The organism is Aeromonas sp. ASNIH7, assembly GCF_002903485.1.
GTDB classification, from domain to species: Bacteria; Pseudomonadota; Gammaproteobacteria; order Enterobacterales; family Aeromonadaceae; genus Aeromonas; species Aeromonas caviae.
Map to the genome: position 1 here is coordinate 2,720,353 of NZ_CP026226.1, position 24,327 is coordinate 2,744,679.

General features: G+C 60.7%; 19 protein-coding genes and 3 pseudogenes. 13 read left to right on the forward strand and 9 right to left on the reverse strand.

Annotated elements, in window-relative coordinates:
- Positions 1-16 precede the first annotated feature (16 nt).
- Positions 17-940: an LpxL/LpxP family Kdo(2)-lipid IV(A) lauroyl/palmitoleoyl acyltransferase gene (gene lpxL, locus C2U47_RS12760; RefSeq protein WP_010672769.1), complete on the reverse strand. Its 924-nt coding sequence runs from the start codon at positions 938-940 to the stop codon at positions 17-19.
- Positions 941-1,188: 248 nt separating this feature from the next.
- Between lpxL and hldE the strand changes: the two genes are divergently transcribed.
- Positions 1,189-2,616, forward strand: coding sequence for a bifunctional D-glycero-beta-D-manno-heptose-7-phosphate kinase/D-glycero-beta-D-manno-heptose 1-phosphate adenylyltransferase HldE (gene hldE / locus C2U47_RS12765; protein ID WP_043153992.1), 1,428 nt, complete (start codon positions 1,189-1,191; stop codon positions 2,614-2,616).
- Between the two features lie 31 nt (positions 2,617-2,647).
- Here the strand turns inward: hldE and C2U47_RS12770 are convergent, their stop codons facing one another.
- Positions 2,648-3,985 carry an IS4-like element ISAeme15 family transposase gene (locus C2U47_RS12770; RefSeq protein ID WP_041205253.1) on the reverse strand — a complete coding sequence of 446 codons (1,338 nt, stop codon included), beginning with the start codon at positions 3,983-3,985 and terminating at the stop codon, positions 2,648-2,650.
- Positions 3,986-4,211: 226 nt separating this feature from the next.
- A complete protein-coding gene (tolC, locus tag C2U47_RS12775) occupies positions 4,212-5,537 on the reverse strand; it encodes an outer membrane channel protein TolC (RefSeq protein WP_029313618.1) in 1,326 nt (441 codons plus the stop codon).
- Positions 5,538-5,843: 306 nt separating this feature from the next.
- Between tolC and nudF the strand changes: the two genes are divergently transcribed.
- The 11 genes from nudF to parC all read left to right on the forward strand — a co-directional run bounded on the left by nudF (position 5,844) and on the right by parC (position 17,387).
- A complete protein-coding gene (gene nudF, locus C2U47_RS12780) occupies positions 5,844-6,485 on the forward strand; it encodes an ADP-ribose diphosphatase (RefSeq protein ID WP_043153989.1) in 642 nt (213 codons plus the stop codon).
- A gap of 99 nt (positions 6,486-6,584) precedes the next feature.
- A complete protein-coding gene (locus C2U47_RS12785) occupies positions 6,585-7,031 on the forward strand; it encodes a DUF1249 domain-containing protein (protein WP_039039758.1) in 447 nt (148 codons plus the stop codon).
- Between the two features lie 27 nt (positions 7,032-7,058).
- A complete protein-coding gene (gene cpdA, locus C2U47_RS12790; RefSeq protein ID WP_039039757.1) occupies positions 7,059-7,877 on the forward strand; it encodes a 3',5'-cyclic-AMP phosphodiesterase in 819 nt (272 codons plus the stop codon).
- Between the two features lie 9 nt (positions 7,878-7,886).
- The gene (locus C2U47_RS12795; protein WP_041214383.1) at positions 7,887-8,474 is read left to right on the forward strand and encodes a YqiA/YcfP family alpha/beta fold hydrolase; all 588 of its coding nucleotides are present in this window, start codon (positions 7,887-7,889) and stop codon (positions 8,472-8,474) included.
- A gap of 2 nt (positions 8,475-8,476) precedes the next feature.
- A complete protein-coding gene (locus C2U47_RS12800; RefSeq protein WP_043153987.1) occupies positions 8,477-9,100 on the forward strand; it encodes an NUDIX hydrolase in 624 nt (207 codons plus the stop codon).
- A gap of 36 nt (positions 9,101-9,136) precedes the next feature.
- On the forward strand, positions 9,137-9,541 hold the full coding sequence (locus tag C2U47_RS12805) for a GFA family protein (RefSeq protein WP_043153985.1): 405 nt from the start codon (positions 9,137-9,139) through the stop codon (positions 9,539-9,541).
- A gap of 170 nt (positions 9,542-9,711) precedes the next feature.
- Positions 9,712-9,954: a DUF1656 domain-containing protein gene (locus C2U47_RS12810; RefSeq protein ID WP_039039819.1), complete on the forward strand. Its 243-nt coding sequence runs from the start codon at positions 9,712-9,714 to the stop codon at positions 9,952-9,954.
- The gene (locus C2U47_RS12815; RefSeq protein ID WP_039039753.1) at positions 9,947-10,813 is read left to right on the forward strand and encodes an efflux RND transporter periplasmic adaptor subunit; all 867 of its coding nucleotides are present in this window, start codon (positions 9,947-9,949) and stop codon (positions 10,811-10,813) included. The genes C2U47_RS12810 and C2U47_RS12815 overlap by 8 nt, the downstream gene beginning before the upstream one ends.
- Position 10,814: 1 nt before the next feature.
- Positions 10,815-12,818 carry an FUSC family protein gene (locus C2U47_RS12820; RefSeq protein WP_043153984.1) on the forward strand — a complete coding sequence of 668 codons (2,004 nt, stop codon included), beginning with the start codon at positions 10,815-10,817 and terminating at the stop codon, positions 12,816-12,818.
- A 113-nt stretch (positions 12,819-12,931) separates the two neighbouring features.
- Positions 12,932-14,842: a DNA topoisomerase IV subunit B gene (parE, locus tag C2U47_RS12825; RefSeq protein ID WP_042015440.1), complete on the forward strand. Its 1,911-nt coding sequence runs from the start codon at positions 12,932-12,934 to the stop codon at positions 14,840-14,842.
- 250 nt (positions 14,843-15,092) lie between these two features.
- A complete protein-coding gene (gene parC, locus C2U47_RS12830; RefSeq protein WP_043153981.1) occupies positions 15,093-17,387 on the forward strand; it encodes a DNA topoisomerase IV subunit A in 2,295 nt (764 codons plus the stop codon).
- A gap of 62 nt (positions 17,388-17,449) precedes the next feature.
- On the opposite strand, the gene C2U47_RS22915 is transcribed toward parC, so the two are convergent.
- The 4 genes and pseudogenes from C2U47_RS22915 to C2U47_RS12845 all read right to left on the reverse strand — a co-directional run.
- Positions 17,450-18,442 carry a hypothetical protein gene (locus tag C2U47_RS22915; protein ID WP_158657414.1) on the reverse strand — a complete coding sequence of 331 codons (993 nt, stop codon included), beginning with the start codon at positions 18,440-18,442 and terminating at the stop codon, positions 17,450-17,452.
- Complete coding sequence (locus C2U47_RS12835) at positions 18,414-20,027, reverse strand: IS1634-like element ISAs25 family transposase (protein WP_049636888.1); 1,614 nt, start codon at positions 20,025-20,027, stop codon at positions 18,414-18,416. The genes C2U47_RS22915 and C2U47_RS12835 overlap by 29 nt, the downstream gene beginning before the upstream one ends.
- Positions 20,028-20,114: 87 nt before the next feature.
- A pseudogene (locus C2U47_RS12840) lies at positions 20,115-20,599 on the reverse strand (IS5 family transposase); the annotation flags it as partial.
- Between the two features lie 277 nt (positions 20,600-20,876).
- Positions 20,877-21,491, reverse strand: a pseudogene (locus C2U47_RS12845) (IS481-like element ISAs19 family transposase); the annotation flags it as partial.
- A gap of 92 nt (positions 21,492-21,583) precedes the next feature.
- On the opposite strand from C2U47_RS12845, the gene C2U47_RS12850 reads away from it, so the two are divergent.
- A protein-coding gene (locus C2U47_RS12850) for an IS3 family transposase (protein WP_103261960.1) occupies positions 21,584-22,788 on the forward strand; the annotation gives its coding sequence in 2 pieces (ribosomal slippage) (positions 21,584-21,902 and positions 21,902-22,788; 1,206 coding nt in all).
- A 35-nt stretch (positions 22,789-22,823) separates the two neighbouring features.
- On the opposite strand, the pseudogene C2U47_RS12855 reads toward C2U47_RS12850, so the two are convergent.
- Both C2U47_RS12855 and C2U47_RS12860 read right to left on the reverse strand, forming a co-directional pair.
- Positions 22,824-23,255 (reverse strand): annotated as a pseudogene (locus tag C2U47_RS12855) (IS481-like element ISAs19 family transposase); the annotation flags it as partial.
- Positions 23,256-23,591: 336 nt separating this feature from the next.
- On the reverse strand, positions 23,592-23,960 hold the full coding sequence (locus C2U47_RS12860) for a VOC family protein (RefSeq protein ID WP_069785015.1): 369 nt from the start codon (positions 23,958-23,960) through the stop codon (positions 23,592-23,594).
- Positions 23,961-24,327: the final 367 nt, after the last annotated feature.

Genomic DNA, 24,327 nt, shown 5'->3' on the forward strand with positions numbered 1-24,327 from the left:
ACGGGGCGGGAGGGCATCAGTAGTAGCCGGGATCGTCCGGATTGGGGCGGGTCTTGAAGCGGCGGTGCAGCCACATGTACTGCTCCGGCGCCTTGCGCACGGCGGCTTCAATTTCGCGGTTGGCGCGGCTGGCATCCGCCATGTCGTCACCGCTCGGGTAGTCCGCGAGCGGGGCCCCGATATGCAGGGTGTAGCCCTCCCGGGTGCGGATGTTGTAGCAGGGCAGGGTGACGGTGTTCTTCACCCGGGCCAGGGTGGCGGTACCCGTGATGGTGGCGGCCTGCTCCACCGCGAAGTAGGGCACGAAGACGCTGGCATGGCTGCCGTAGTCGTGATCCGGTGCATACCAGAGGGCGTCGCCGTTGCGCAGCGCCTTGATCATCCCCTTCACGTCCATCCGGTCCACCAGGTATTTGTTGGAGGCGCAGCGACCGTGGTACTGGGCGTACTCCAGCACCGGATTGGTGTTGGGGCGATAGACACCGACCCCGGGGCGCACCAGGCCGAAGCAGCGGGCATTGAGCTCAAGGGTGAGGAAGTGGCAGGAGAGCAGCAGCATCCCCTGGCCCTTCTCCATGGCGTTGATGACGTGCTCTTCCCCTTCCACCTTCATCAGGCGGCGCATCCGCCAGTCTGGCCAGAACCAGGCCATGCCCACCTCGAAGATGGCGCAACCCACGCTCTCGAAGTTCTGCACCAGGAGGGCTTCGCGCTCATCCCGGCTGAGCTCGGGCATCGCCAGCTCCAGGTTGCGGCGGGCAATCTTGACGCGGGATTTCAGCAGTTTGCGGGCCAGGGTGCCGAGCTGGCGGCCCAGCCACATCTGGCTGCGCCAGGGCAGCAACACCAGCAGCCAGAGCAGGGAGAGGCCCAGCCAGCTCCCCCAGTAACGGGGATGGAACAGACGGGGTTCGAGGCGGGGAGCGTGTTCTTGGGCCATGAAGAGTCTCTTGTTCGCAAAGGCAAAGGGGGGAGTCCGACCGAACCGGGGGGCCTGTGTGGGGTGGCCCGGCGCGGATGCGGTCACTCGCATGTCGAGGATTCTATCCGAAAAGCGGGGGCGGGCGCGAATCGCCGTCATCTGGTCAGAGGGGGCATCAGGGCGCAGGGCCGTGCTTTTTTCACGCCCCGGAAAAGAGTGTGATAAAATCGGCCGCTGAATTTTTCAGGTTTTGAGAGCCGATACAGATGAAAATCACCCTGCCCGAGTTTGAAAAAGCCCGCATCCTGGTCGTTGGCGATGTCATGTTGGATCGCTACTGGCATGGCCCTACCGGCCGGATCTCCCCCGAGGCGCCGGTCCCCGTGGTCAAGGTCGAGCACATCGAGGAGCGTCCGGGTGGCGCCGCCAACGTGGCGCTCAACTCCGCCGCCCTCGGCGCCCAGGCCGTGCTGCTGGGCCTGACCGGTCAGGATGAAGCCGCCGATGCCCTCGCCAGCCAGATGGCCGGGGTCAAGGTGGCCTGTGATTTCGTGCGCCTGACCGACTATCCGACCATCACCAAGCTGCGGGTGCTGTCCCGCAACCAGCAACTGCTGCGCCTCGACTTCGAAGAGGCCTTCCACGACGTGGATGCCAGCCTGCTGATGGGCAAGGTGGAGCAGGCGCTGCCCCAGGCGGACGTGATGATCCTCTCCGACTACGGCAAGGGCGCCCTCAACGATGTGCCCGGCATGATCCGGCGTGCCCGCGCCGCCGGTATCCCCGTGCTGGTTGACCCCAAGGGGACCGATTTCGAGAAGTACCGCGGTGCCACCCTGCTGACCCCCAACATGTCCGAGTTCGAGGCCGTGGTGGGCAAGGTGAAGGGGGAAGAAGACCTGGTCGCCAGGGGGCTGGAGCTGGTCAAGCGCTTCGAGCTGGACGCCCTGCTGGTCACCCGTTCCGAGAACGGCATGACCCTGATCCGCGAAGGGCAGCCCGAGCTGCACCTGCCGGCCCAGGCCCACGAGGTCTATGACGTCACCGGTGCCGGTGACACCGTCATCTCCACCCTGGCGACTTCCCTTGCCGCAGGCAAGAGTCTGGATGAGGCCTGCGCCTTGGCCAACACCGCCGCCGGCATCGTGGTCGGCAAGCTGGGGACCTCCACCGTGAGCCCGGTGGAGCTGGCCAACGCCCTCTACACCGAGCAGGAGACCGGTTTTGGCGTCATGTCCGAGGCCCAGCTCAAGGTGGCCGTCCAGGCCGCCCGTCTGCGCGGCGAGAAGGTGGTGATGACCAACGGCTGCTTCGACATTCTGCACGCGGGTCATGTCTCCTATCTGGCCAATGCGGGCAAGCTGGGGGATCGCCTGATCGTGGCGGTGAACACCGACGAGTCCGTGCGTCGCCTCAAGGGGCCGGGTCGCCCGGTCAACCCGACCGAGCGCCGTATGACGGTGCTGGCGGCCCTGGGTGCCGTGGACTGGGTGGTCCCCTTCAGCGAAGACACTCCCCAGCGCCTGATCTCCGAGATCCTGCCAGACCTCCTGGTCAAGGGGGGCGACTACAAGCCCGAAGAGATCGCCGGTTACGCCGAGGTGACAGCCAATGGCGGCGAGGTGCGGGTGCTGAACTTCGAGGACGGCTGCTCCACCACCGACATCATCAAGACCATCCGCGAGCGCGGATAAGCGTAAAACCCGGCCAAGGCCGCAATGCTGTTCACTTAAGCGGAGCCGCATTGCGATTTACCGGAAAACGGGTCTTTGATATCTTCACCGCCCTGGGTCTCGATGGCCTGGGGCGTTTTTCTATGAACATGACGCCTATGCAGCCCCGCAACTCCGCCAACCTCCGTGGCGTATGGGCTGGCGATAACGCGCCCGCCATCACTGCCATCTGGTTCGCGATGAACTGACAGGCAAACTTAAAGCTCACCTCATTGGGCGCTCGCTGATGGGCTACGGCGGCCTGGCTGGCCTCCCGCCTGACCAGATTGTATCCAAGCAGCAATCCCCACAGCTCCTGATAGACCAAGTCCACTTTCTTGCTTCTCAGCGTGATGGCGTTGTGCTGCATCGCGCTTTTGATATCCCGGTATCCCAGCTCGATTTCCCAGCGCTCGTGGTACAGGGTCGCCACCTGAGCTGCACTGAATCGCGCCACGGGCAGGGAGGTAAAGACCGTTTTCTCCTTGCCTGCCACCTCATAGGTCACTGCGCGAACTTGCCAGTGTGTCGGCAACGCCGGGTTTTTCTTGCGAGCCTGAGGCGAGACCGTCATTTGCAACAGACGGTCACCGTCGCCATAGCGCTCAAGTTCCGTGTATACCAGCCCCTTGCGTTCCGGGATGAGCCAGTGACGGTCGGTGTCTTCGGCCTGAATACGCAGCAACAGGTCGGCACCGAAGAAGCCTTTATCCAGCAGGGTCACTGACTTGTCCGGCAATGAGTGAATGAACTCGCTGGCCAGGGGGATTTCCCCTTTGCGGTACGGGCTGATGGCCGCGTTGGCAATGACATGCGAGCGGACATTCATGAGCGTGACCAACCGCAGCATCGGGTAGGGTGTCTGCCGGTTGGTTGAGGTGTTACCCGAGCCGAAATGTGCTCTGAGTTCAGGCATATCCTGGGTTCGGAACAGGGCCCCATCGATGGCAAAGACCTGTAAACCGTGCCAATGGTCTTCAGGATAACGTTCCCGCCCCCACACATCGGCGCACTGTTTGAACAGCCACTCGAGCGGCTGTTTGCCGAGTCGCTGACGGGCCTGAGACAGGGCACTGTCCGCGAGCAAGGCATCATTGGCCAACCCTTCTGCACAGATGTTGAGGCGCCGAGCGACCTCGGAGATGGGCTCATTGCGGAAAAAGGCCATCCCCACGACGAGCCACAAGACCATATCAGAAGGTAAGCGGCGTCGGCGGATAGTGGCCTTTTCAGACAAGGCGGCAGCGGCAGTAATCCATTCGTCGGGAATATGGTCGGCAAAAATGGCCAGCCGAGCCAGCATGTCGCCAGATGCCTCAACAACATCGTTCAGATCGTTTGCAATAGACATAAAAAAATCCGGAACCAGTGATTGGTTCCGGATTGTCCTACAGCAGAAGGATCGGTCAATGGATCCTTAACTGATCAGCATTGGGCCAAGGCCGGGTTTTTTGATGGGGCTGCCGGGTCGGTGACATGGCCGCTGCCTGGCAGGCCCCGACCAACGCACTTCCAGCGGCGAACAGAGATGAAAAAGGCGACCCCGGGGTCGCCTTTTCTCATGGTGTGCGCCTGACTCAGGACTTCTTGGTGACCTGGGCGGCGGGCATCAGACCCTGGTTCACCTCTTCCAGATCCTTCTGCTCCAGGATGCCGGCGGCCTGCTTGAGGGAGAGGATGCTGAGGATGTAGTTGTAGCGGGCCTCGGAGAGCTTCTGCTTGGCCTGATACAGCTTGCGGGTGGAGTCCAGCACGTCGACGATGGTGCGGGTACCGACCTCGTAACCGGCTTCGGTCGCTTTCAGGGCGCTGTCGGCGGAGATGACGGACTGGCTGTAGGCGCGGACCGAGCCGATGCTGGCGTTCACGTTGTTGTAGGAGGAGCGGACCGTGCTCTGCACCGAGCGGAAGCTGCGCTCGAGCTGTTCGCTGGCGGCCACGTAGTTGAACTGTGCCTGCTTGACCTGGGAGGTGGTGGCCCCGCCGGTGTAGATGGGCAGCTTGAAGTTCAGGCCGATGTTGCCCTGATTGCTGTTGCTCTCGGGGTTGCGGATCTCGTCCTTGTAATCGTTGTAACCGGCGTTCAGGCCGGCGCCCAGATCCAGGGTCGGTTCATGACCGGTCTTGGCCAGATCGATCTGCTCCTTGGCGATGTCCTTGCCGATGCGGGCGCTGTGCAGCTCCAGGTTCTTGTCCAGGGCCAGTTCCAGCCACTTGTCGGAGTTGAACGCGGTCTTCTGCGGGCTGAAGCGATCGGTGTTGAGCACGTCCAGTTGACGGTGGTCGATACCGGTCAGCTCGCGCAGGCTCTCGTAGCTGTTGTCCAGGGTGTTCTCGGCATTGATCTCGTCCGCCAGCGCCTGATCACGCTCGGCCTCGGCCTCGTGCACGTCGGTGATGGCGGTCAGGCCCACTTCGAAGCGCTGCTGGGTCTGTTCAAGCTGACGCTCGACCGCGGTCTTGTTGGCACGCACGAATTCCAGGGTATCCATGGCCTTGAGCACGTCGAAGTAGGCCTGGGCGGTACGCAGCATCAGGTTCTGGTACTCGAGGTTGTAGGCCACGTCGGACTGGGTGGCGCTCTTCTCGGTCAGATCCAGGTTGACCCAGTTGCTGCGACGGTAGATGGATTGATCCAGGGTCACGGAGCCGGTAGCGCCCGTGTTGGTCATGGTGTCGTTCTTGTTTTGCAGGTAGTTCAGGCCGGCGCCCAGGTTGATCTGGGGCAGCAGGGCTGCACGGGATTCGTTGATCTTCTCGAAGGCCTGGTCCCGCTTGGCCTTGGATTCCAGCAGCTGGGTGTCCTTGATCTGGGCCTGTTGGTAAATATCGAGCAGGTTTTCGGCATGAGCGGCGCCGCTCACACCCAGCATCACCATGACTGACAAGAGTGTTCTTTTCATATGATAGTTTTAACCTTTTGTATCAACCCAAAGCTGTCCGCTGGATGAAGGGGGGATTGTCACCGACCAAGCTTGATTTCAGCTTAACCACTCTACTATAAGCAGATTTCATTGCGAACTGTCTCTTTTCCAGCTGCGGAAACGTCAAGGTCCGGGGCGAGTTTTCTCGGCAACGCGCCTAGCCAAATGCCCTGTGGCTGCTAAAATCCTTCCCTCATCGTCGGCGAGAGCGAGTGAATGAATGTTCATTCATGCCCCCGAATATTATGGTCAAACCAAGCCAAGTCAAGCTGGCAGGAGTCTCGAATGTCACAGCAAGCCTTGCCTCAAACCTGCCACTACTCCAGCGATGATGTGAAAATCATTGAAAAATCAGCTGGATATAATGGCTTCTTCAAGGTGAATGTCTACCGCCTGCAACACAGGCTGTTTGCCGGTGGCTGGAACGCCCCCATCGTCCGGGAACTGTTCGAACGTGGCCATGCCGCCGCCCTGCTGCCTTATGATCCGGTGCGGGACGAGATCGTGCTGGTGGAGCAGTTTCGCATCGGCGCCATGGAGACCAGCGCCACCCCCTGGCTGCTGGAGCTGGTGGCCGGCATCATCGATGAAGGGGAGACCGCCGAAGCAGTGGTGCGGCGCGAAGCGGTGGAAGAGGCAGGGATCGAGGTGGGACGCTGCGAACACGCCATCAGCTATCTGGTGAGCCCGGGTGGCAGCACCGAGCGCATCGAGGTGTTCGTGGGCGAGGTGGATTCCAGTCAGGCCAAGGGGATCCACGGTCTGGCGGAAGAGGGGGAAGACATCCGGGTCCACGTGGTGAGCCGCGAGCAGGCCTATGCCTGGCTCAAAGAGGGGCGCATCGACAATGCCGCCTCCGTCATCGCCCTGCAGTGGCTGGCCCTGAATCACGGCGAGCTGCGGGCACGCTGGCTGGCGGGGCGCTGAGGTGACGCTCGTTCAGACCCGGGTCAGGTGCCCTGTGTCCGACTGGAACACTGTGCAGTGGGTCCACCCTTCATGGACCCTGATTGAGGGAGCCGCGACATGTCATTAGTCCAGAGCCCGATGAAGCGCTATGTGCCTGATTTGATGTCCTTGCAGCGTACCTGCGAGGTCAATTACATGGCGCTGATGAAACTGTTGCCGCCCGGCGGCAGCGTGGGTGCCGAGCGCCGCTATCAGGTCGGCAACGGCCTGCAGTTCCAGCTCACGGTGACCGAGGAGAGCCGCTTCACCAGCCAGGTGATCCTGGCCCAGCACAACCCCGAATTGCCGAGCTACTTGCAAGCCCGGATAGAGATTCGTTTGTATCATGATGTGCGAATGGCGGAAGTGTGTGCGGCGCAACAGATTTCAATGTTGCAACCACGTTATGATTATCCCAATCAAAAAATGCATCACAGGGATGAAAAGGAGCAGGTAAATCTATTCTTGGCCGATTGGTTGAGATTTTGTCTCAAACACGGCACCAGCCTGATTAACATCCTCTAGTCGAACCCATAAAAAAGAAGCGTGATTTTGGAAACAGAGCTACCTCAGGCGCCGGACGGCAGTGTGCGCCTGTTACAGATTACCGATACCCATCTCTTCGCCAGTGCCGAGGGGCGGCTGCTGGCCGTGCCCACGGCGCAGAGTCTGGCCGCCGTGCTGGAGCGGGTGCAGGCCAACGAGCACCCGTTCGATCTCATCCTCGCCACCGGGGATCTCTCCCAGGATCACAGCCCGGAGTCCTACCAGCGCTTCGCCTCCATGATGGCGCCCCTGGCTCGCCCCATCTACTGGTTGCCCGGCAACCACGACGACGGCCCCCTGATGACCGAATACCTCCATGCGGCCGGCATCAGCGAGGCCAAGCAACTGGTGGGGGATCACTGGCAGGTGATCCTGCTGGACACCCAGGTGCGCGGCAAACCCCACGGGGTGCTGGGGGATCACCAGCTGGCGGCCCTGGATCAGGCCCTGCGCCAGCATCCCGAGCGCCACGCCCTGATCGCCCTGCACCATCAGGCGGTGCCGGTGGGCTGCGCCTGGCTGGATCAGCACAACCTCAAGAATGCCGACGACCTGTTCGCCGTGCTGGCCCGCCACCCGCAGCAGAAGACCATCCTGTTCGGCCACGTCCATCAGGAGTTTGACGAGGTGCACCACGGAGTGCGGCTCATCGCCAGCCCCTCTACCTGCATCCAGTTCAAGCCGCTCTCCGACGGTTTCGCACTGGACGAATCCGGCCCGGGCTGGCGCTATCTCACCCTGCACCCGGATGGCCGGGTGGCGAGTCAGGTGTGGCGCCTGCCGCTGGGGCAGTTCGTGCCCGACCCCAATGCCACCGGTTACTGAGGCGTTGCCATGAAGCCCGTCCTGCTCTATCTGCACGGTTTCAATTCATCCCCCGGCTCGGCCAAGGCGCAGCAGATGGCGGCCTGGGTGGCAGAGAACAGGCCCGATATCGAGGTGGTGATCCCGGCCCAGCCCAACACCCCGGCGGCCGCCTGGGCTGCCATCGAGCAGGCCATCGCCGACCTGAAGGCCCGCCACGGCAGCGCCCTGCGACTGGGCGCCGTGGGCAGCTCCCTCGGTGGCTTTATGGCAACGCGAGTGAGCGAGCGATACGGTTGCCGCGCCGCCCTCATCAACCCGGCGGTGCGCCCCCACGAGCTGCTCTGCGACTACCTCGGCCCCCAGACCAACCCCTACAGTGGCGAACGCTATGAACTGTTGCCCGGACACATGGACGAGCTGAGAGCGCTGGCGGTGCCGGTGACTGCTCCCGAGCGGCTCTGGGTGCTGCAACAGCAGGAGGACGAGGTGCTCGACTATCGCAAGGCGCTGGACGAATACCGCTTTGCCCGTCTCTCCCTGGAGTGCGGCGGCGATCACGCCTTCACAGGCTTCGAGCGCTACCCCGCCCAGATCGTCCGTTTCCTCGGGCTCTAGCCGTGCAGCCGCCGTTGGCCGCCTTCCTCGAACAGGTGCTGGCCACGGCCCAGGCGGGGCTCACCTATTCCCGCGATCCCTTCGACATCGCCCGCTTCGAGGCGCTGCGAGCGGCCACGGTGACGCTCATCGCCAGCCAGAGCGAGCTGGCCCCCGACGCCATCGGCGACTGGATTGCCCTCGACAGCGGCTATCCCACCCCCAAGCTCGATGTGCGGGCCTTCATTCAGAACGATGCGGGCCATGTCCTGCTGGTGCAGGAGCGCAGCGACGGCTGCTGGACTCTGCCCGGTGGCTGGTGTGATGTCGGCGATTCGCCGGCGGGGGCCGTGGTGCGGGAAGTGAGCGAGGAGACCGGCCTCGCCTGTCGGGCGGTGCAACTGCTGGCCCTGTTCGACAAGCTAAAGCACCCCCATCCCCCGCAGTTGCCCCACGCCCACAAGGCCTTCTTCCTGTGCGAGGTGACGGGGGGCGCTCTGCTTACCGACACCGATGAAACCAAAGGGGCGGGGTACTTCCCCATCGACGCCTTGCCCGAACTCTCCCGCCACCGGGTGGTGGCGTCCCAGTTGCGCACCCTGCATGACCATCTGTCGCAGGGGCGGGGGGATACCCTGTTCGATTAACCGGTTCGCAGCCTGACACTGCGGCAAGGAGGCAGCATGATCACACGCATCGGCAATACCCCCATCCAGAAGAAACACAAGGCGAGCTGCCACTGCGGCGCCGTGGTGCTGGAGCTGACCCTGCCGGATGGCGTGGTGGATCCGCGCCGCTGCGACTGCTCCTTCTGTCGGCGGCGTGGGGCCATCGTCGCCTCGGTGCCGCTGTCCGGCATCCGCATCCTGCAAGGGGAGGCGGCGCTTCGCTGCTACCAGTTCAACACCCGCACCGCGAAACACTACTTCTGCAGCGTCTGCGGCATCTACACCCATCACCAGCGCCGATCCAATCCGGCGGAATATGGCTACAACCTCGCCTGTCTGGAGGGGGTCAACCCGTTCGATCTGGGAGAGGTGCCGACCCGGGACGGGGTGCATCACCCGGCAGATACCGTAACCGATTGAACGCGAGGTGACTGCCCCGACGGGTGGCGGGAGGACGGGCGAGGCGTTGTCGTGCCACTCCCGTGACGACGCCTCAGGGGGTCATCTGCTGGTGTAGCCCCCGCCATGGCTGTGTTAACCTTGCCCTGTCCGTCTCCCGGCGGACCCCGGCCTCTCTCTTCATTTCATCTCTGCCAACAGGGGGCACACCCGTGACGACTGCTTCAGCGCTGCCGGATCTGATCCTCGGGGCCTCGCTCTACTTTCCGCCCCTGTTCAAGGCCGTGCTGCTCGGCCTGCTGGGCTGGCTGCCGCTGCACCATCTGCTGCGGGACTGGCTCTACGGCGGCGAGGTCTGGCACCCCCTGCTGATGGATCTCTCCCTCTTCATCCTCGCCGTCAGCGGCGCCCTATGGATATTGCTACATGGCTAAATCACCCCTTGCGACCCTCAAATACTTCTCCACCCTGCTGGTCTTTGCCCTGGCGCTGGTGTCGCTCTGGTGGCTGTGGAACGACTACATGCAGGGGCCCTGGACCCGGGATGGCAAGGTGCGGGCCGAGCTGGTCAGCATCACGCCCCAGGTGTCGGGCAAGATCGTCAGGATAGGGGTCAAGGACAACCAGCTGGTGAAGGCGGGGGACCTGCTCTTCACCCTGGATCCCGAGCCCTATCGCATCGCGCTGGACAACGCCAGCGCGGCCCTGGCCAAGGCCAGGTCGGATCTCGACAAGGCGGAGCACGAGGCGAACCGTCGCCAGAGCCTCTCCCGCACCGTCATCTCCGCCGAGGCGGTGGATGAATCCAGGCTCAATGCCCAGGCGATGAAGGCGGCCTATGAGGTGGCCCAAGCCAATCTGGAGCAGGCCAGATGGTCCCTTGCCCGGACCGAGGTCCATGCTGCGAGCGACGGCTACATCACCAACCTGCAGGCCAGGGTCGGCAACTACGCCACCGCCGGGGTGCCCCTGGTGGCCCTGATAGACACCCACTCCTTCTATGTGCAGGGCTATTTCGAAGAGACCAAGCTCAGGCACATCGCCCCCGGCAAACCGGCCGAGGTGGTGCTCTACAGCGGGGATCGGGTACTCAGGGGGGAGGTGGAAAGCATAGGGCGCGCCATTCACGATCAGAGCCTGGAAGGCAGCGAGGGGCTGCTGCTCGACGTCAAGCCGAACGTGCCCTGGGTGCGCCTGGCCCAGCGGGTGCCGGTGCGGATCAGGCTGCTGGCGATTCCCCCGGATCTGGTCTTGATCGCGGGCACGACCTGTACCATCACCATAGGGGACTAGAGTGATCCCCTCGCTCTGGCGCCAGACCCCCTGGGGCAAGGCCAACGGCGGCCAGTGGCGCTACGCCCTGCGCAATGCCCTGGCCATGTGCCTGTCGCTCTGGCTGGCGTTCGTGCTGCAACTCGACTCTCCCTACTGGGCCATGACCTCCGCCGCCGTGGTGAGCTTTCCCACCGTGGGGGGCGTCATCAGCAAGAGCCTGGGGCGGGTGGTGGGCAGCCTCATCGGCGCCATGGCGGCGGTGATGATCACCGGCCTTGGCATCGGTGATCCCTGGCTCTTCAGCCTGCTTATCGCCCTCTGGCTGGGGGGTTGCACCTACATCTCCAACCACCATCAGAACAACGTCTCCTACGGTTTCGCCCTGGCGGGCTATACCGCCGCCATCATCGCCTTCTCCTGCGTCAACCTGACCGACCCGCAACATATCTTCGACATCGCCCAGGCCCGGGTGAGCGAGGTGATCGTCGGCATCCTCTGCGGCGGCCTGATGATGATGATCCTGCCGAGTTTCTCCGATGGCGAGACCCTGCTGGACTCCCTTGGCAAGAGCCAGACCCGGCTGCTGGAACATGCCCAGCTGCTCTGGCTCGGGGAGACGGGCGCCGATGTGCGCACCGCCCACGAGGGGGTGATCGGTCAGATCCTCACCCTGAACGTGCTGCGCATCCAGGCAGTCTGGAGCCACCACCGCCTGCGCCGCCACAACCAGTTGCTGAACTATCTGCTCCATCGCCAGCTGAGGATGGTCAGCCTCATCTCGGGGCTGCGCCGCATGCTGCAACACTGGCCAGAGGACGCCGTCGACCCGGCCCCCATGCTGGCCGCCGTGCTGCGGGAGCTGGGACAGGGGGGCTGCGACAAGCTGCGCATTGCCCGCCTGATGGCGCCCTTCGTGGCCCGTTCGGGGGATGATTATCGCTGTCAGGCCTTCTGGCTGCGGCTGCGCCACTTCTGCTGGAGCTACCTGGAGTGTCAGCGCTGGCTGGAAAGGCTGGCCCGCCACGATGGCCAGGAGTGGCCGGCGCCGCCGCGCCACAGCTCTCTGACCAGCCACACCGACGGCCTGGAGGCGGCCTACAACGGGGGGCGTACCTTCCTCTGCGTGATGCTGGGCTGCACCTTCTGGATCCACAGCCAGTGGGATGCGGGCGCTGCGGCCCTGACCCTGCTCGCCATCTGCTGCGTGCTCTATTCCGCCACCCCGGCCCCGGCGAAGGGGGCCCAGACCATGCTCAAGGCCATCGTGCTGCTCAGCTTTATCTGCTTCGGGGTCAAGTTCGGGCTGATGATCCGCATCGACGACTTCTGGATCTTCTGCGCCCTGCTGTTCCCCGCTCTCATCACCCTGCAACTGCTGAAATTGCAGCGACCCCAGGGGGCGGCGCTCTGGGGCCAGCTCATCGTGCTGCTCGGCTCCTTCCTCGCCATCACCAATCCGCCGAGCTACGACTACCTCGCCTTCGTCAACAGCAGCCTCGCGCAGGCATTGGGGGTGATGAGTGCCGGACTGGCGTTCCAGCTCCTGAGGCCCAGCTCGGATCGGCGCAAGAGCCGCCGCCTGATGCATCGTCTGCGGCGGGATTTCGTGGACCAGCTGGCCCCGGCCCCGCATCAGAGCGAGGGGGAGTTTGAATCCCGGGTCTATCACGCGGTGAGCCAGCTCAGCCAGAGTCAGGATCAGGGGGCCCGGCTCTGGGTGCTGCGCTGGGGCGTGGTGCTGCTCAATTGCAGCCATATCGTCTGGCAGCTCAGGCTTTGGCGCAGCCGGGATCCGGCCCTCTATCTGGTGCGGGACGGCTGTCTGCGCTGCCTGAAAGGCATTCTGACCGAAGGGGGCGTGCAGCACGAGACCCTGGGGCGCACCCTGGCGGAGCTGGACCGCATCAGCCAGGGGCTGGGGGAACATGCAGACCCGGCGGCCCGGGCTCTGGCGGGGCTGGTGTGGCGACTCCACTGCTCCCTCTCCCAGCTTGTGCAGGCCCTGCCCGGGGAACCCGCCTGATCCCGGGCGGGGAGGCCGGAGCCCCTCTGGATCACCCTTTGCGAGCGCCCCATTTGTCCCGGGCCCTCCCAGCGAGTAAGATTCCCCCCAAACGTCAATTCGCAAGGCCCTCCATGTCCACTCAATACAATGCGGATGCCATTGAGGTCCTCAATGGCCTTGAACCGGTGCGTCGCCGCCCCGGCATGTACACCGACACCACCCGGCCCAATCACCTCGGCCAGGAGGTCATCGACAACAGCGTCGACGAGGCGCTGGCGGGTCACGCCCGCAATCTGGAGGTGATCCTGCACGAGGATCAGTCCCTCGAGGTGATCGACGACGGTCGCGGCATGCCGGTGGACATCCACCCGGAGGAAGGGGTCTCCGGCGTGGAGCTGATCCTCTGCAAGCTGCACGCGGGGGGCAAGTTCTCCAACAAGAACTACCAGTTCTCCGGCGGCTTGCACGGGGTGGGGATCTCCGTGGTGAACGCCCTCTCCGATCGGGTCGAGGTGACGGTGCGCCGGGACGGCCAGGTCTATGACATCGCCTTCGAGCGGGGCGACAAGGTGTCTGATCTGACCATCACCGGCACCTGCGGACGCCGCAACACTGGCACCCGGGTGCGCTTCTGGCCAGAGGCGCGCTACTTCGATTCGCCGCGCTTCTCGGTCTCCAAGCTGGAGCACCTGCTCAAAGCGAAAGCCGTGCTCTGCCCGGGCCTCACCATCAAGTTCCTCGACAAGAACACCGGCATCAAGCTGGAGTGGTGCTACGAAGACGGCCTCAAGGATTACCTCATCGATGCGGTCAAGCAGTTCACCTGCCTGCCGGAGCAGCCCTTCGTCGGCTCTTTCAGCTCCGAGCAGTCGGCGGTGGACTGGGCCCTGTGCTGGTTGCCGGAAGGGGGCGAGTGCCTCGCCGAATCCTATGTGAACCTCATTCCCACCGCGCTCGGTGGCACCCATGTCAACGGCCTGCGCCAGGGGCTGCTCGACGCCATGCGCGAGTTCTGCGAGTTCCGCAACCTCTTGCCCCGCGGGGTCAAGCTGACCCCGGAAGACATCTGGGATCGCTGCGCCTACATCCTCTCCATCAAGATGCAGGACCCGCAGTTTGCCGGCCAGACCAAGGAGCGTCTGTCGTCCCGCCAGAGCTCGGCGTTCGTCTCCGGCGTGGTGAAGGATGCCTTCAGCCTTTACTTGAACAGCAACACCGAGCTGGCCGAACAGCTGGCGGAGCTCTGCATCTCGAGCGCCCAGCGCCGGATGCGCGCCGCCAAGACGGTAGTGCGCAAGAAGATAACCCAAGGCCCGGCCCTGCCCGGCAAGCTGACCGACTGCGGCTGCGCCGACCCCATGCAGGGGGAGCTCTTCCTGGTGGAGGGTGACTCCGCGGGCGGCAGTGCCAAGCAGGCGCGGGATCGCGAATTCCAGGCCATCATGCCGCTTCGCGGCAAGATCCTGAACACCTGGGAGGTGGAGGCCGGTCAGGTGCTCGCCTCGCAAGAAGTACACGACATCTCGGTGGCGATCGGGCTCGACCCGGATTCCGACGACCTCAGTGGCCTGCGCTACGGCAAGGTGTGCATCCTCGCGGATGCGGACTCGGACGGTCTGCACATCGCCACCCTGCTCTGCGCCCTCTTTGTGAAGCACTTCCGCACGCTGGTGGAGAAGGGCCATGTCTATGTGGCCATGCCGCCCCTCTATCGTATCGACATCGGCAAGGAGGTCTTCTACGCCCTCGACGAGGACGAGAAGAACGGCGTGCTGCAACGGGTCGAAGCCGAGAAGAAGAAGGGCAAGGTGATGGTGACCCGATTCAAGGGGCTGGGTGAGATGAACCCCAAGCAGTTGCGGGAAACCACCATGGATCCCAACACCCGCCGCCTGGTGCAGCTCACCATGGGCGCGGAAGGAGGGGCAGAAGGGGAAGATGGGGACGAGACCCTGCAACTGATGGACATGCTGCTGGCCAAGAAGCGCGCCGGTGATCGCCGCGAATGGCTGGAAGAGAAGGGCAACCTCGCCATCATCTAAAGCGAGTCGCAAGTACCCCGGCCCTCCCCTTCGCAAGGGGAGGGGGCCAAGCCTCTCCTCCCCCTCATGGAGGGGGAGGTTGGGAGGGGGTCTTGTGATTCACCGTCGGCCCCCTGCCGACCCGCATTTCCGGCGCGCCCTCTGAGGGCGTGCCATAGCAAGAGAACAACCTTATGAGTGATGCTATCGAGCTCAGTCTGTTGGATGAAGTAGAGCGCCAACCAGCTCCCGAACCGAAAGAGAAAATCACATGAGTGATGCCATCGAGCTCAGTCTGGACGGGGTCGAGCGCCAGCCAATGCGCACCTTTACCGAACAGGCTTACTTGAACTACTCCATGTACGTCATCATGGATCGGGCCCTGCCGCATATCGGCGACGGCCTCAAGCCCGTGCAGCGGCGCATCATCTACGCCATGAGCGAGCTGGGTCTGTCGGCCCTCTCCAAGCACAAGAAATCCGCCCGTACCGTGGGTGACGTGCTGGGTAAATATCACCCCCACGGCGACAGCGCCTGTTACGAAGCCATGGTGCTGATGGCCCAGCCCTTCTCCTACCGCTACCCGCTGGTGGACGGTCAGGGCAACTGGGGGGCGCCGGACGATCCCAAATCCTTCGCCGCCATGCGTTATACCGAGGCGCGCCTGTCACGCTTCTCCGAGCTGCTGCTCTCCGAGCTCGGCCAGGGCACGGTGGAGTGGACGCCGAACTTCGACGGCACCATGAAAGAGCCCGTGGTGCTGCCCGCCCGCCTGCCCCACATCCTGCTCAACGGGGTGACCGGTATCGCGGTGGGCATGGCGACCGACATCCCGCCCCACAACGCGCGGGAAGTGGCCCACGCCTGTGTGGAGCTGCTGGATAATCCCAACGCCGGTTTGAACGATCTGATGGCCCATGTGCAGGGGCCGGATTACCCGACCAATGCCGAGATCATCACGCCGCGCGACGACATCCGCAAAATCTACGAGACCGGCAAGGGCTCCATCAAGCAGCGGGCGGTGTGGAGCGAGGAAGATGGCGACATCGTCATCACGGCGCTGCCTCATCAGGCCTCCGGCGCCAAGATCATGGAGCAGATTGCCGCCCAGATGGTGGCCAAGAAGCTGCCGATGGTGACCGATCTGCGGGATGAATCGGACCACGAGAACCCGACCCGTCTGGTGATCGTGCCGCGCTCCAACCGGGTGGACGTGGAGGGGCTGATGGCCCACCTGTTCGCCACCACGGACTTGGAGAAGAACTACCGGGTCAACCTCAACATCCTGGGTCTGGACAACCGGCCCCAGGTGAAAGACCTCAAGACCATCCTCACCGAGTGGCTGAGTTTTCGCCGCGAGACGGTGCGCCGCCGCCTGCAGTATCGCCTCGACAAGGTGCTGGCTCGCCTGCACATCCTCGAAGGCTTGCTCATTGCCTACCTCAACATCGACGAGGTGATCGAGATCATCCGCACCGAGGAGGAGCCGGGCCGGGTGATGATGGAGCGTTTCAATATCAGCGAGACCCAGGCCGAGGCGATCCTCGAGCTCAAACTGCGCCACCTGGCCAAGCTCGAAGAGTTCAAGCTGCGTGCCGAGCAGAATGAACTGGCGGAAGAGCGCGACAAGCTGGAACTGATCCTGGGTTCCGAGCGCCGTCTCAGCACATTGCTCAAGAAAGAGATCCTGGCGGATGCCGAGAAGTACGGCGACGATCGCCGCACCCCGCTGGTGGAGCGCGCCACCGCCGTGGCCCTGACCGAGAAGGAGCTCACCCCGAGCGAGCCGGTGACCGTGATCCTCTCCGACAAGGGGTGGGTGCGCGCCGCCAAGGGCCACGACGTGGACGTGGAGGGCCTCTCCTACAAGGCGGGGGACGGTTATCTGGCCCACGCCCATGGCCGCAGCAACCAGCAGGCGGTGTTCCTCTCCACCCTGGGGAGAACCTACTCGCTGGAGGCCCACACCCTGCCCTCTGCCCGCAGTCAGGGCGAGCCGCTCACCGGTCGCTTCGCGCTGGGGGCCGGTGAAGAGGTGCGCCATCTGGTGATGGGTAACGAGGGCGAGCCGTACCTCGTTTGCTCCGACGCCGGTTACGGCTTCGTCTGCCAATACGATGACCTGACGGCTAAGAACAAGAACGGCAAGGCGCTGCTGACCGTGCCGGAAGGGGGCTTGGTGATGGCGCCCCAGAGGATAGGCGCGCCGGACACGGATCTCTGCATGGCCATCTCCAACGAGGGTCGCATGCTGCTGTTCCCGCTCAATACCCTGCCGGTACTCGGCAAGGGCAAGGGCAACAAGCTCATCAGCATCCCGTCGGCGCGGGTCAAGGCGCGGGAGGAGTTTATGGTGATGGCGGCCATTATCCCGCAGGGCCAGTCGGTCACCCTGTTTGCCGGCAAGCGCAAGCTCACCCTCAAACCGTCTGACCTTGACTACTACCGTGGCGAGCGCGGCCGACGTGGCGCCAAGCTGCCCCGTGGCTTGCAGCGGGTGGATCGCATCGAGATTGAACCCGTCGCCGGCGCAGAACCGGTAGCCGGGGAAAATCAGGAAGGGTAATTAATAAAGAAGGGCGCGAAAGCGCCCTTCTTATTAATGAGCGCTTAAATAAATGGTAGATATTATTCTTCGTTGGCAGCTGATTTCTCTACAGTCTTCTCTTTCACTATTCCGTCATCAGTTTTAGGTGTAGGTATTTTCTTGTTTAGCTTGGTGCTTTCAGCGAAACGGCCAGCCTCTTTTGCAAGGGATGGAACCATGTCGATAGCTTTTTTAAAAGCTTCTGAATCTATGAATTCATGCCATGGACTATTGTAGTCTTTTCCTGACACCAATCTCAGTGGCATCTCATCAAAACGATCTAATGTAGAGTTGAAAAGTCGCTCGCTTGTTTCTTGATTGAAGTCTTCGGATATTTTCCTAAAGCCAGTAAATGCTTTTGCAACAGTTGCTTTATAAGAGTAATCTTCTGATAATTTAAATCTGTGGTTGATTTGTTGTGTTGAAATCCAAGCAAGCCACAGTGGACCGCCAATAGAGAATATCGAAATAATAGTATGTAATATCGCTTGACCAGCCGTTAAATCGCCCTTTAATGCCTCTGTAAAATCAGCAACTCGACTTGAGCCGATGCCAATGCCAAAAGCAAGGGCAACTAAAAGACCAATAATCCAAACCCAGATAGATTTTTGAAGCTCCTTTGCTTTTTGATCGAAACCAGCAGCAAGCCCCTGAGTTGTTGTTATCTGTAATGCATCATCACACTGTTCAACTAGGCTAGATGCACTTTGGGCATAAGCATTAGTGTTTGCTAATAATGTTTTTATTTTATCACGCATGGATATAGACTCTGATTGAGCCACGCCAATATATGCTTTGATTTCACTTATCTCATTTTTATATTTATTAATGTCATCTCTAGTTTCTTTTATTGTGGATGTTAGTTTTTCTCTGGCATCATTCAGATCTTGAATTACAGCCGGTAATGATTCTGCAGCTTCATAAGCACTATTTATAGTTTTAACCTTAACGTCAATTTCACTACAGTCGCTATTTAGGTCATTAAGCCGACATTCCGCACCTGATTTAGGAATAAATTTGCCGATAGCGCTCACCCAATACCTCCAAAATGATCTGCTGGTCTCCTGTTAGCTCCGTTACTTGTGGCGGAGCTTCTCCCAGTCGATATTCATGGATGCCACCAAAGCGCAAAAAGATCCAACGGGCCGTCGGCTGCTGGGTCGGTTTCTTTTTCATATCCGCCACACTGCGATTCTGCTCCACTAATCCCTGCCGGATCCGGTGCTCCAACGCTGCGTAAATCATCAGGCTACAGGTCATCACCATGAGCAACGCTTCAATCCGCTCCGGCTTTTTCAGGTACAGTGAGGAGGTTAAAAACTCCGGGCTCTTGAGAAAACGAAAGCCCCGTTCGACATTCTGCTGCGCTTTATAGGTGGCCAAAAGTTCGGCCATGGTCAGCGTATCGCTGTGGTCATTGGTCGCCAGGATGAACACCCCGGTCTGGTTGTGGGCCTCTTCAACGCAAGCCAGGCTAGTTGCCGCCAACCCAGTGATTTGAAACTGATGGCCAATTGGCTCTTCGCCACGCTTGGGTCTGCCACGTCCTGTATAAACGGGTTCACCTACCACTTCGGCATCCAGTTGCAGCAGCATCAAGCTGGCGGTAAAACAGCTCAACTCAGCTTGGGCATCCGCCTCACAAGCAAAGCGTCGGGCACACAATTTGGCGAAGGCTTTGAGCTCGCGGGTACTGTCTTTGAGCAGGTTTTTGGCCAATGTCTGCTGCTCGCGGTGGCTGGCTTGTTCGCTGCGCACCAGCAACCAACGTTGCGCGACCCCGGCATAATTCGCGTGTTGCCAACGGCCATGATAGCCATTGCCCAGAGCGGTCAGCGGTTGTGCACCTATGGTTGCCACGGCCTGCTTTGCCTCATTGAGAGTGACGGGCACCCGGGTCACAAATAGTTGCTGCTGTTGCGCCAGTAATTGCAAGGTATCGGCGCAGTACAGTGCGGCATCGCCGACCAGATAACGGCACTCCTGCGCGGCCTTGAGACTGCTCAAATGGCGACGAACGGTCTGGGCAAAGGCTTTGGTGTCATTACTATTGCCGCTCAGGGCCTGCATATAGACAGGTAGGCCGGCCTGATTTTCACAGATGAGCTCAAGGATCACTTGATTCAGCTCTGGCCGGTGATCACGACTATAACCACGCACCAGTTGCAGCTTACCGACCAGATCCCCATCGGCACAGTCATAGGCGCCATCGACGTGGAAGCTGGTAATATCGAGGTGCACTGCGGTGCTTTTGAGCCCCAGCCGCTCGACAACTTGCGCCGCCATCACCTGATACAAGGCGCTGACATCGGCCTCAAAGAGGGCATCGAGACAGCGACCGAGCACATCATCATTGAGGTCATCAGCACAGATCCCGGGGCCAATCAGGCGCTCAACCGGCTTGTTAGCGAAGAATTGCGGGAACATGTGCAGGGTGCTGCTGTGAAAGCCGAGGCCGTTCACTATCATGGCGACCAAGGCTTCACCATGTGAGACCTTGAAAGGCGGGGTTTTGGGGAGCAAGGCATCGATCATGCGGGCAATGCCCAGTTCCTGGCAGAGTGCGGCGACCAAACCAAGGTGATCGAGGTTACGGATCGAGATAGCGGGTGCGGCCATGATGATCTACCTGCAAAAGAGAGTAATAGATCAGAACGGCCGATCGCCGTCAAGCACTGAAAATAGCAAAATCAGGTGCGGAATGACGGTTGCATAGCTGATTTCTGCTGATTGCCCCGGTGACAGGCAGAAGCTCAGTGGTAAGCCATGACCGTCCGTGACCAAGTGAATTTTGCTGCCGAAACCTCCCCGCGAACGGCCAAGGGCTTGATTCATTGAGGTGTTTTTTTACGTGCACCGGCAGCATCTTTGGATGCTCTGACATTGGAGCCGTCCAGGCACCACAGGTCGAAATCGATGAGCCCTTCTTCATTGAGCTTGAGTTGCAGCGCTTCCAGAATGGCATCAATCCGGCCTGCATCCTGCCAACGCCGGAAGGTGTTGTAGACCGAATTCCATGGTCCGAAACGTTCTGGAAGGTCTCGCCAAGGAGCTCCGGTGTGGAGTATCCAGAGAATGCCATCGAGCACTTGGCGCGGTTCACGGGTAGGGCGCCCGATCAGGCTTCGAGAAGGAAACTGGGGCTCGATAAGCCCCCATTGTGCATCAGTCAGCTGATAACGGCGGGACACGGAATGGATCTTAAGCTGTTGAGAAGATGTGAGATTATATCTTCATCACTTTAAGAACACAGCCTAATGCTATCAATGTCGTGGTCGTATGGTTATGGTGGGTAAAAATGTGCAAAGTGTGCAAACCCACCTCAACTTGAGCCAACCTGAAATAACTCAACCCCACTTGATTCAATGGCTTGAGATTCGTACTATTCCTAGGAAACCGCAGTTTCTGGATTCAAAATCTGTACAGATCTAGTTATCACCTGACACCGGCCTCAAACCGGTGTCTTGTTTACGCTACTTTAGTGCGCACTTCCTTCGGTATCAATTTCAGACCCTTTTTGAACATGCTGTAGGGGGTTTGACCCTCCATCATCCTGCCCTGATGTGGCCGCTGGGTGTTGTAGTGATCCAGATAGCTGTCCAGGTCTGTCTGCATCTGCTCTACTGATTCATACCAGGTCGTCCTCCCCTTGATACGGAAGTGTTCATCCAGCAGGGTGCGATGTAGCCGCTCGATAAAGCCGTTGCTCTGCGGCCTGCGTACCTTGGTGGTCCGGTGCTCAATCCCCTCCAGTTGCAGGAACAGCTCGTAGGGGTGATGGTCAGGGCGCCCGCAGAACTCGCGCCCGTTGTCCGACAGGATGGTATAGACCCGCGCCTCGTGAGCCTCGAAGAACGGCAGGACCGTTTCGTTGAGCACATGGACCGAGGTCACCGGCAGCTTGCTGGTGTAGAGCCGTCCCCAGGCGTGGCGGCTGTAGCAGTCCAGCACGGTTTGCAGATACACCTTGCCCACCCCCTTGAGTGCGCCGACGAAGAAGGTGTCGACCGCCACCAGTTCCCCGGTGTAGTGAACCTCAATTTGGCGTTCGCGAAACTCGGGGCTGAAGCACTCGAGCAGGCGGTAGATTGGCCCCTTGAAGATCCAGACACTTCGCCCCTCTTAACTTAAGAGGTAGTCTTGGAGCTATGTTCAGTACTAGTCACAACGAGAAGATGGTCGAAGTGTTAACAGGGGCTGAGCGCCGTCGACGCCGGACTCCGCAGGAAAAGATCTCCATCGTGCAGCAGACCTTTGAGCCCGGAATGACTGTCTCTCATGTCGCTCGCTTGCACGACGTCAACGCCAACCAGCTTTTCAAATGGCGTAAACAATTCCAGGAAGGGTCTCTCACGGCGATCACCGCCGGTGAGGATGTTGTTCCAGCCTCCGAGTTGGCTGCTGCCATCAAGCAGATCCGAGAGCTCCAGCGTCTGCTCGGGAAGAAGACCATGGAGAACGAGATCCTCAAAGAAGCCGTGGAGTATGGTCGAGCAAAAAAATGGATTGCGCATGCGCCCTTGTTGCCGGGGGACGACGATTAAGTGCTGTGAGCCAGGCCCTTAATGTATCGCGTGCGCAGCTATCCGTTCGTGTTCATCGAAAACCGGATTGGCAAGATGGTCGTCATCATCGCCAGCGTGATGATGCAGTCTTACTTGGCCGGATCATGGAGGCGATGGCAGAGCTTCCCTCCTATGGCTATCGCCGAGTCTGGGCGCTGTTACGGCGTCAGTCAGAGGCAACACGACAGCCTGTGGTAAACGCCAAGCGGGTATATCGCGTCATGCGCGATCATGACCTGCTGCTGGAAAGAAAACCGGCTGCACCATTGACCCAGCGGGCACATAAGGGGCGTGTTGCCGTCAAGGAGAGCAATCGACGGTGGTGCTCGGATGGCTTCGAGTTTCGCTGCGATAACGGTGAAAAACTACGGGTCACGTTCGCCATGGACTGTTGTGACAGGGAAACCTTGGACTGGGCTGCCAGTACCGGGGGTTACGACAGTGACACGGTGCAAGATGTCATGCTGAGATCTGTCGAACGTCGCTTCGGTGATTCGTTGCCAGCATCACCGGTGGAGTGGCTGACAGATAATGGCGCGGCGTATCGGGCCCATGAGACCCGCGCGTTTGCACGAGAAATCGGGTTGGAACCCAGAACGACAGCTGTGAGAAGCCCACAGAGCAACGGTATAGCGGAGAGCTTCGTGAAGACGATGAAGCGAGACTATATCGAGATGATGCCAAAACCGGATAGCCGAACAGCGGTAGGCAATTTGGCTATCGCGTTTGAGCATTATAACGAGCACCACCCGCACAGCGCCTTGGGATACCGTTCACCACGGGAATTTCTGCGCAGTCGGGTATCACAACCCTAAGCGGGAAAAAGTGTCTGGACCTATGGGGTCAAATCCAGGCGGATCTGCTCGTCATTGAGCTCAATCGTCTGTTCCCTGTGGGTTTTCTCGAGGCGCAACAAGCGGTCATGCTTGGAGAGCAAGTCGTGACGTTGCCACACGCCACGCACACCGCCCGCACTGACGTTGATGCCTTGCAGAGCCAGTTCTTGCGCGACCCGCAGCGGGCCATGGGTTGGTCTGGTGAGAGAGTAATCGAGGATGGCTTGCTCAATCTCGGGAGCGACCCGGTTGGGATGAGCGCCTTTACAGCCGGGGAGTTTGTCGAGCAAGCCCTCGGCGCCATAGGTCTGGTAGTTACGGCGAATCTCGTAGAACTGCTGGCGGCTGTAGCCGATGAGCTTGCAGGCTTTGCTGACGTTATTGAGCTCTTTGGCGAGCTCTAGCAGGCTGAGTTTACGACGTGCTACTTTCTCGTTGGTGGTCATACGGTGACTCCGGATAACACGGTAGGGGTACCGTTTTGTTATCCGGTTTGAAGCCGTATGACCACTCCCTTTTGTGGGCAACTGTCAGGTGAATACCATCTCCATACACAAAATCCGCCGTAGCAATACGTGTCGGTTCGAGTCCGACCCCGGGCACCATCAGATTCCATGACAAAAGGCCATCCTCGCGGATGGCCTTTTGTTTTTCCGGGCGGTGCTAAGAGGTGTACCCTCAGACCCTCAGACCCTCAGACCCTCAGACCCTCAGACCCTCAGACCCTCAGACCCTCAGACCCACAGGCTGTCAGGCCATCAGCCTCTCGGACTGCCATCCCCTCAGTCGATGTTCTGCGCGATGCGCCACAGCACGCCTGAGGGGTCGTACAGACAGAACTCCTTCATGCGCCACGGCTGGGTGACGAGCTCCGTGACCCTGACGCCATAGCGGCGGGCAAGCTGGCTCGTTGCCACCTGCTCCTGCCAGGCGGCCACGTCCTCCACCAGGAGGTGCATCATGAGCTGCTCGGCCAGCCCCGGGGGGTTGCCATCCTGCAGCAGGAAGCTTGCGTTGCCGAGATGAAAATAGGCCACGCCGTCGCCACCGGAGGCCAGGGTAAAGCCGAGATCCTGATAGAACTGCTTTGACAGTGTGAAATCCCGGGCAGGCACGAAGGCCTTGATTTCGGTCACGTTGAGATTGGGCATGGGCTCCTCGCGGCGCTGGGAACAGGGGAAGATGGCTTGCCAGTATGACCGGGCATTTCGGGGCAGGCCAGACGAATGGCGCGCGTTTGCACTCTTAAAGTGCTTGTGCCCCTCGGATGGGGGGATATTGGCCGTCAGCCTCATTTGATTTCACCATGGTATGGCCCATTTCATTTATTTCATAAATACCTTAGCGGGATAGGTAAGCCTGCCAGGGTGACATCACCACGGGTTCGCCCCGTCATTGTGAGGTGGTTGGGTCATCCTGGTGCATTTTCCCGGCAATGCACAGCCAAAGTGCGATTTTCCCCCTGTAACCGGGCATCGTGCGCCAAGATGGTGCGTGTTGAATGTAATAAAAACATAA

Bases quoted from the DNA above. Each gene is read 5' to 3' on its own strand.
- lpxL (WP_010672769.1), bottom strand. From the start codon at position 940: ATGGCCCAAGAACACGCTCCCCGCCTCGAACCCCGTCTGTTCCATCCC.
- hldE (WP_043153992.1), top strand. From the start codon at position 1,189: ATGAAAATCACCCTGCCCGAGTTTGAAAAAGCCCGCATCCTGGTCGTT.
- C2U47_RS12770 (WP_041205253.1), bottom strand. From the start codon at position 3,985: ATGTCTATTGCAAACGATCTGAACGATGTTGTTGAGGCATCTGGCGAC.
- tolC (WP_029313618.1), bottom strand. From the start codon at position 5,537: ATGAAAAGAACACTCTTGTCAGTCATGGTGATGCTGGGTGTGAGCGGC.
- nudF (WP_043153989.1), top strand. From the start codon at position 5,844: ATGTCACAGCAAGCCTTGCCTCAAACCTGCCACTACTCCAGCGATGAT.
- C2U47_RS12785 (WP_039039758.1), top strand. From the start codon at position 6,585: ATGTCATTAGTCCAGAGCCCGATGAAGCGCTATGTGCCTGATTTGATG.
- C2U47_RS12795 (WP_041214383.1), top strand. From the start codon at position 7,887: ATGAAGCCCGTCCTGCTCTATCTGCACGGTTTCAATTCATCCCCCGGC.
- C2U47_RS12805 (WP_043153985.1), top strand. From the start codon at position 9,137: ATGATCACACGCATCGGCAATACCCCCATCCAGAAGAAACACAAGGCG.
- C2U47_RS12815 (WP_039039753.1), top strand. From the start codon at position 9,947: ATGGCTAAATCACCCCTTGCGACCCTCAAATACTTCTCCACCCTGCTG.
- parE (WP_042015440.1), top strand. From the start codon at position 12,932: ATGTCCACTCAATACAATGCGGATGCCATTGAGGTCCTCAATGGCCTT.
- parC (WP_043153981.1), top strand. From the start codon at position 15,093: ATGAGTGATGCCATCGAGCTCAGTCTGGACGGGGTCGAGCGCCAGCCA.
- C2U47_RS12835 (WP_049636888.1), bottom strand. From the start codon at position 20,027: ATGGCCGCACCCGCTATCTCGATCCGTAACCTCGATCACCTTGGTTTG.
- C2U47_RS12860 (WP_069785015.1), bottom strand. From the start codon at position 23,960: ATGCCCAATCTCAACGTGACCGAAATCAAGGCCTTCGTGCCTGCCCGG.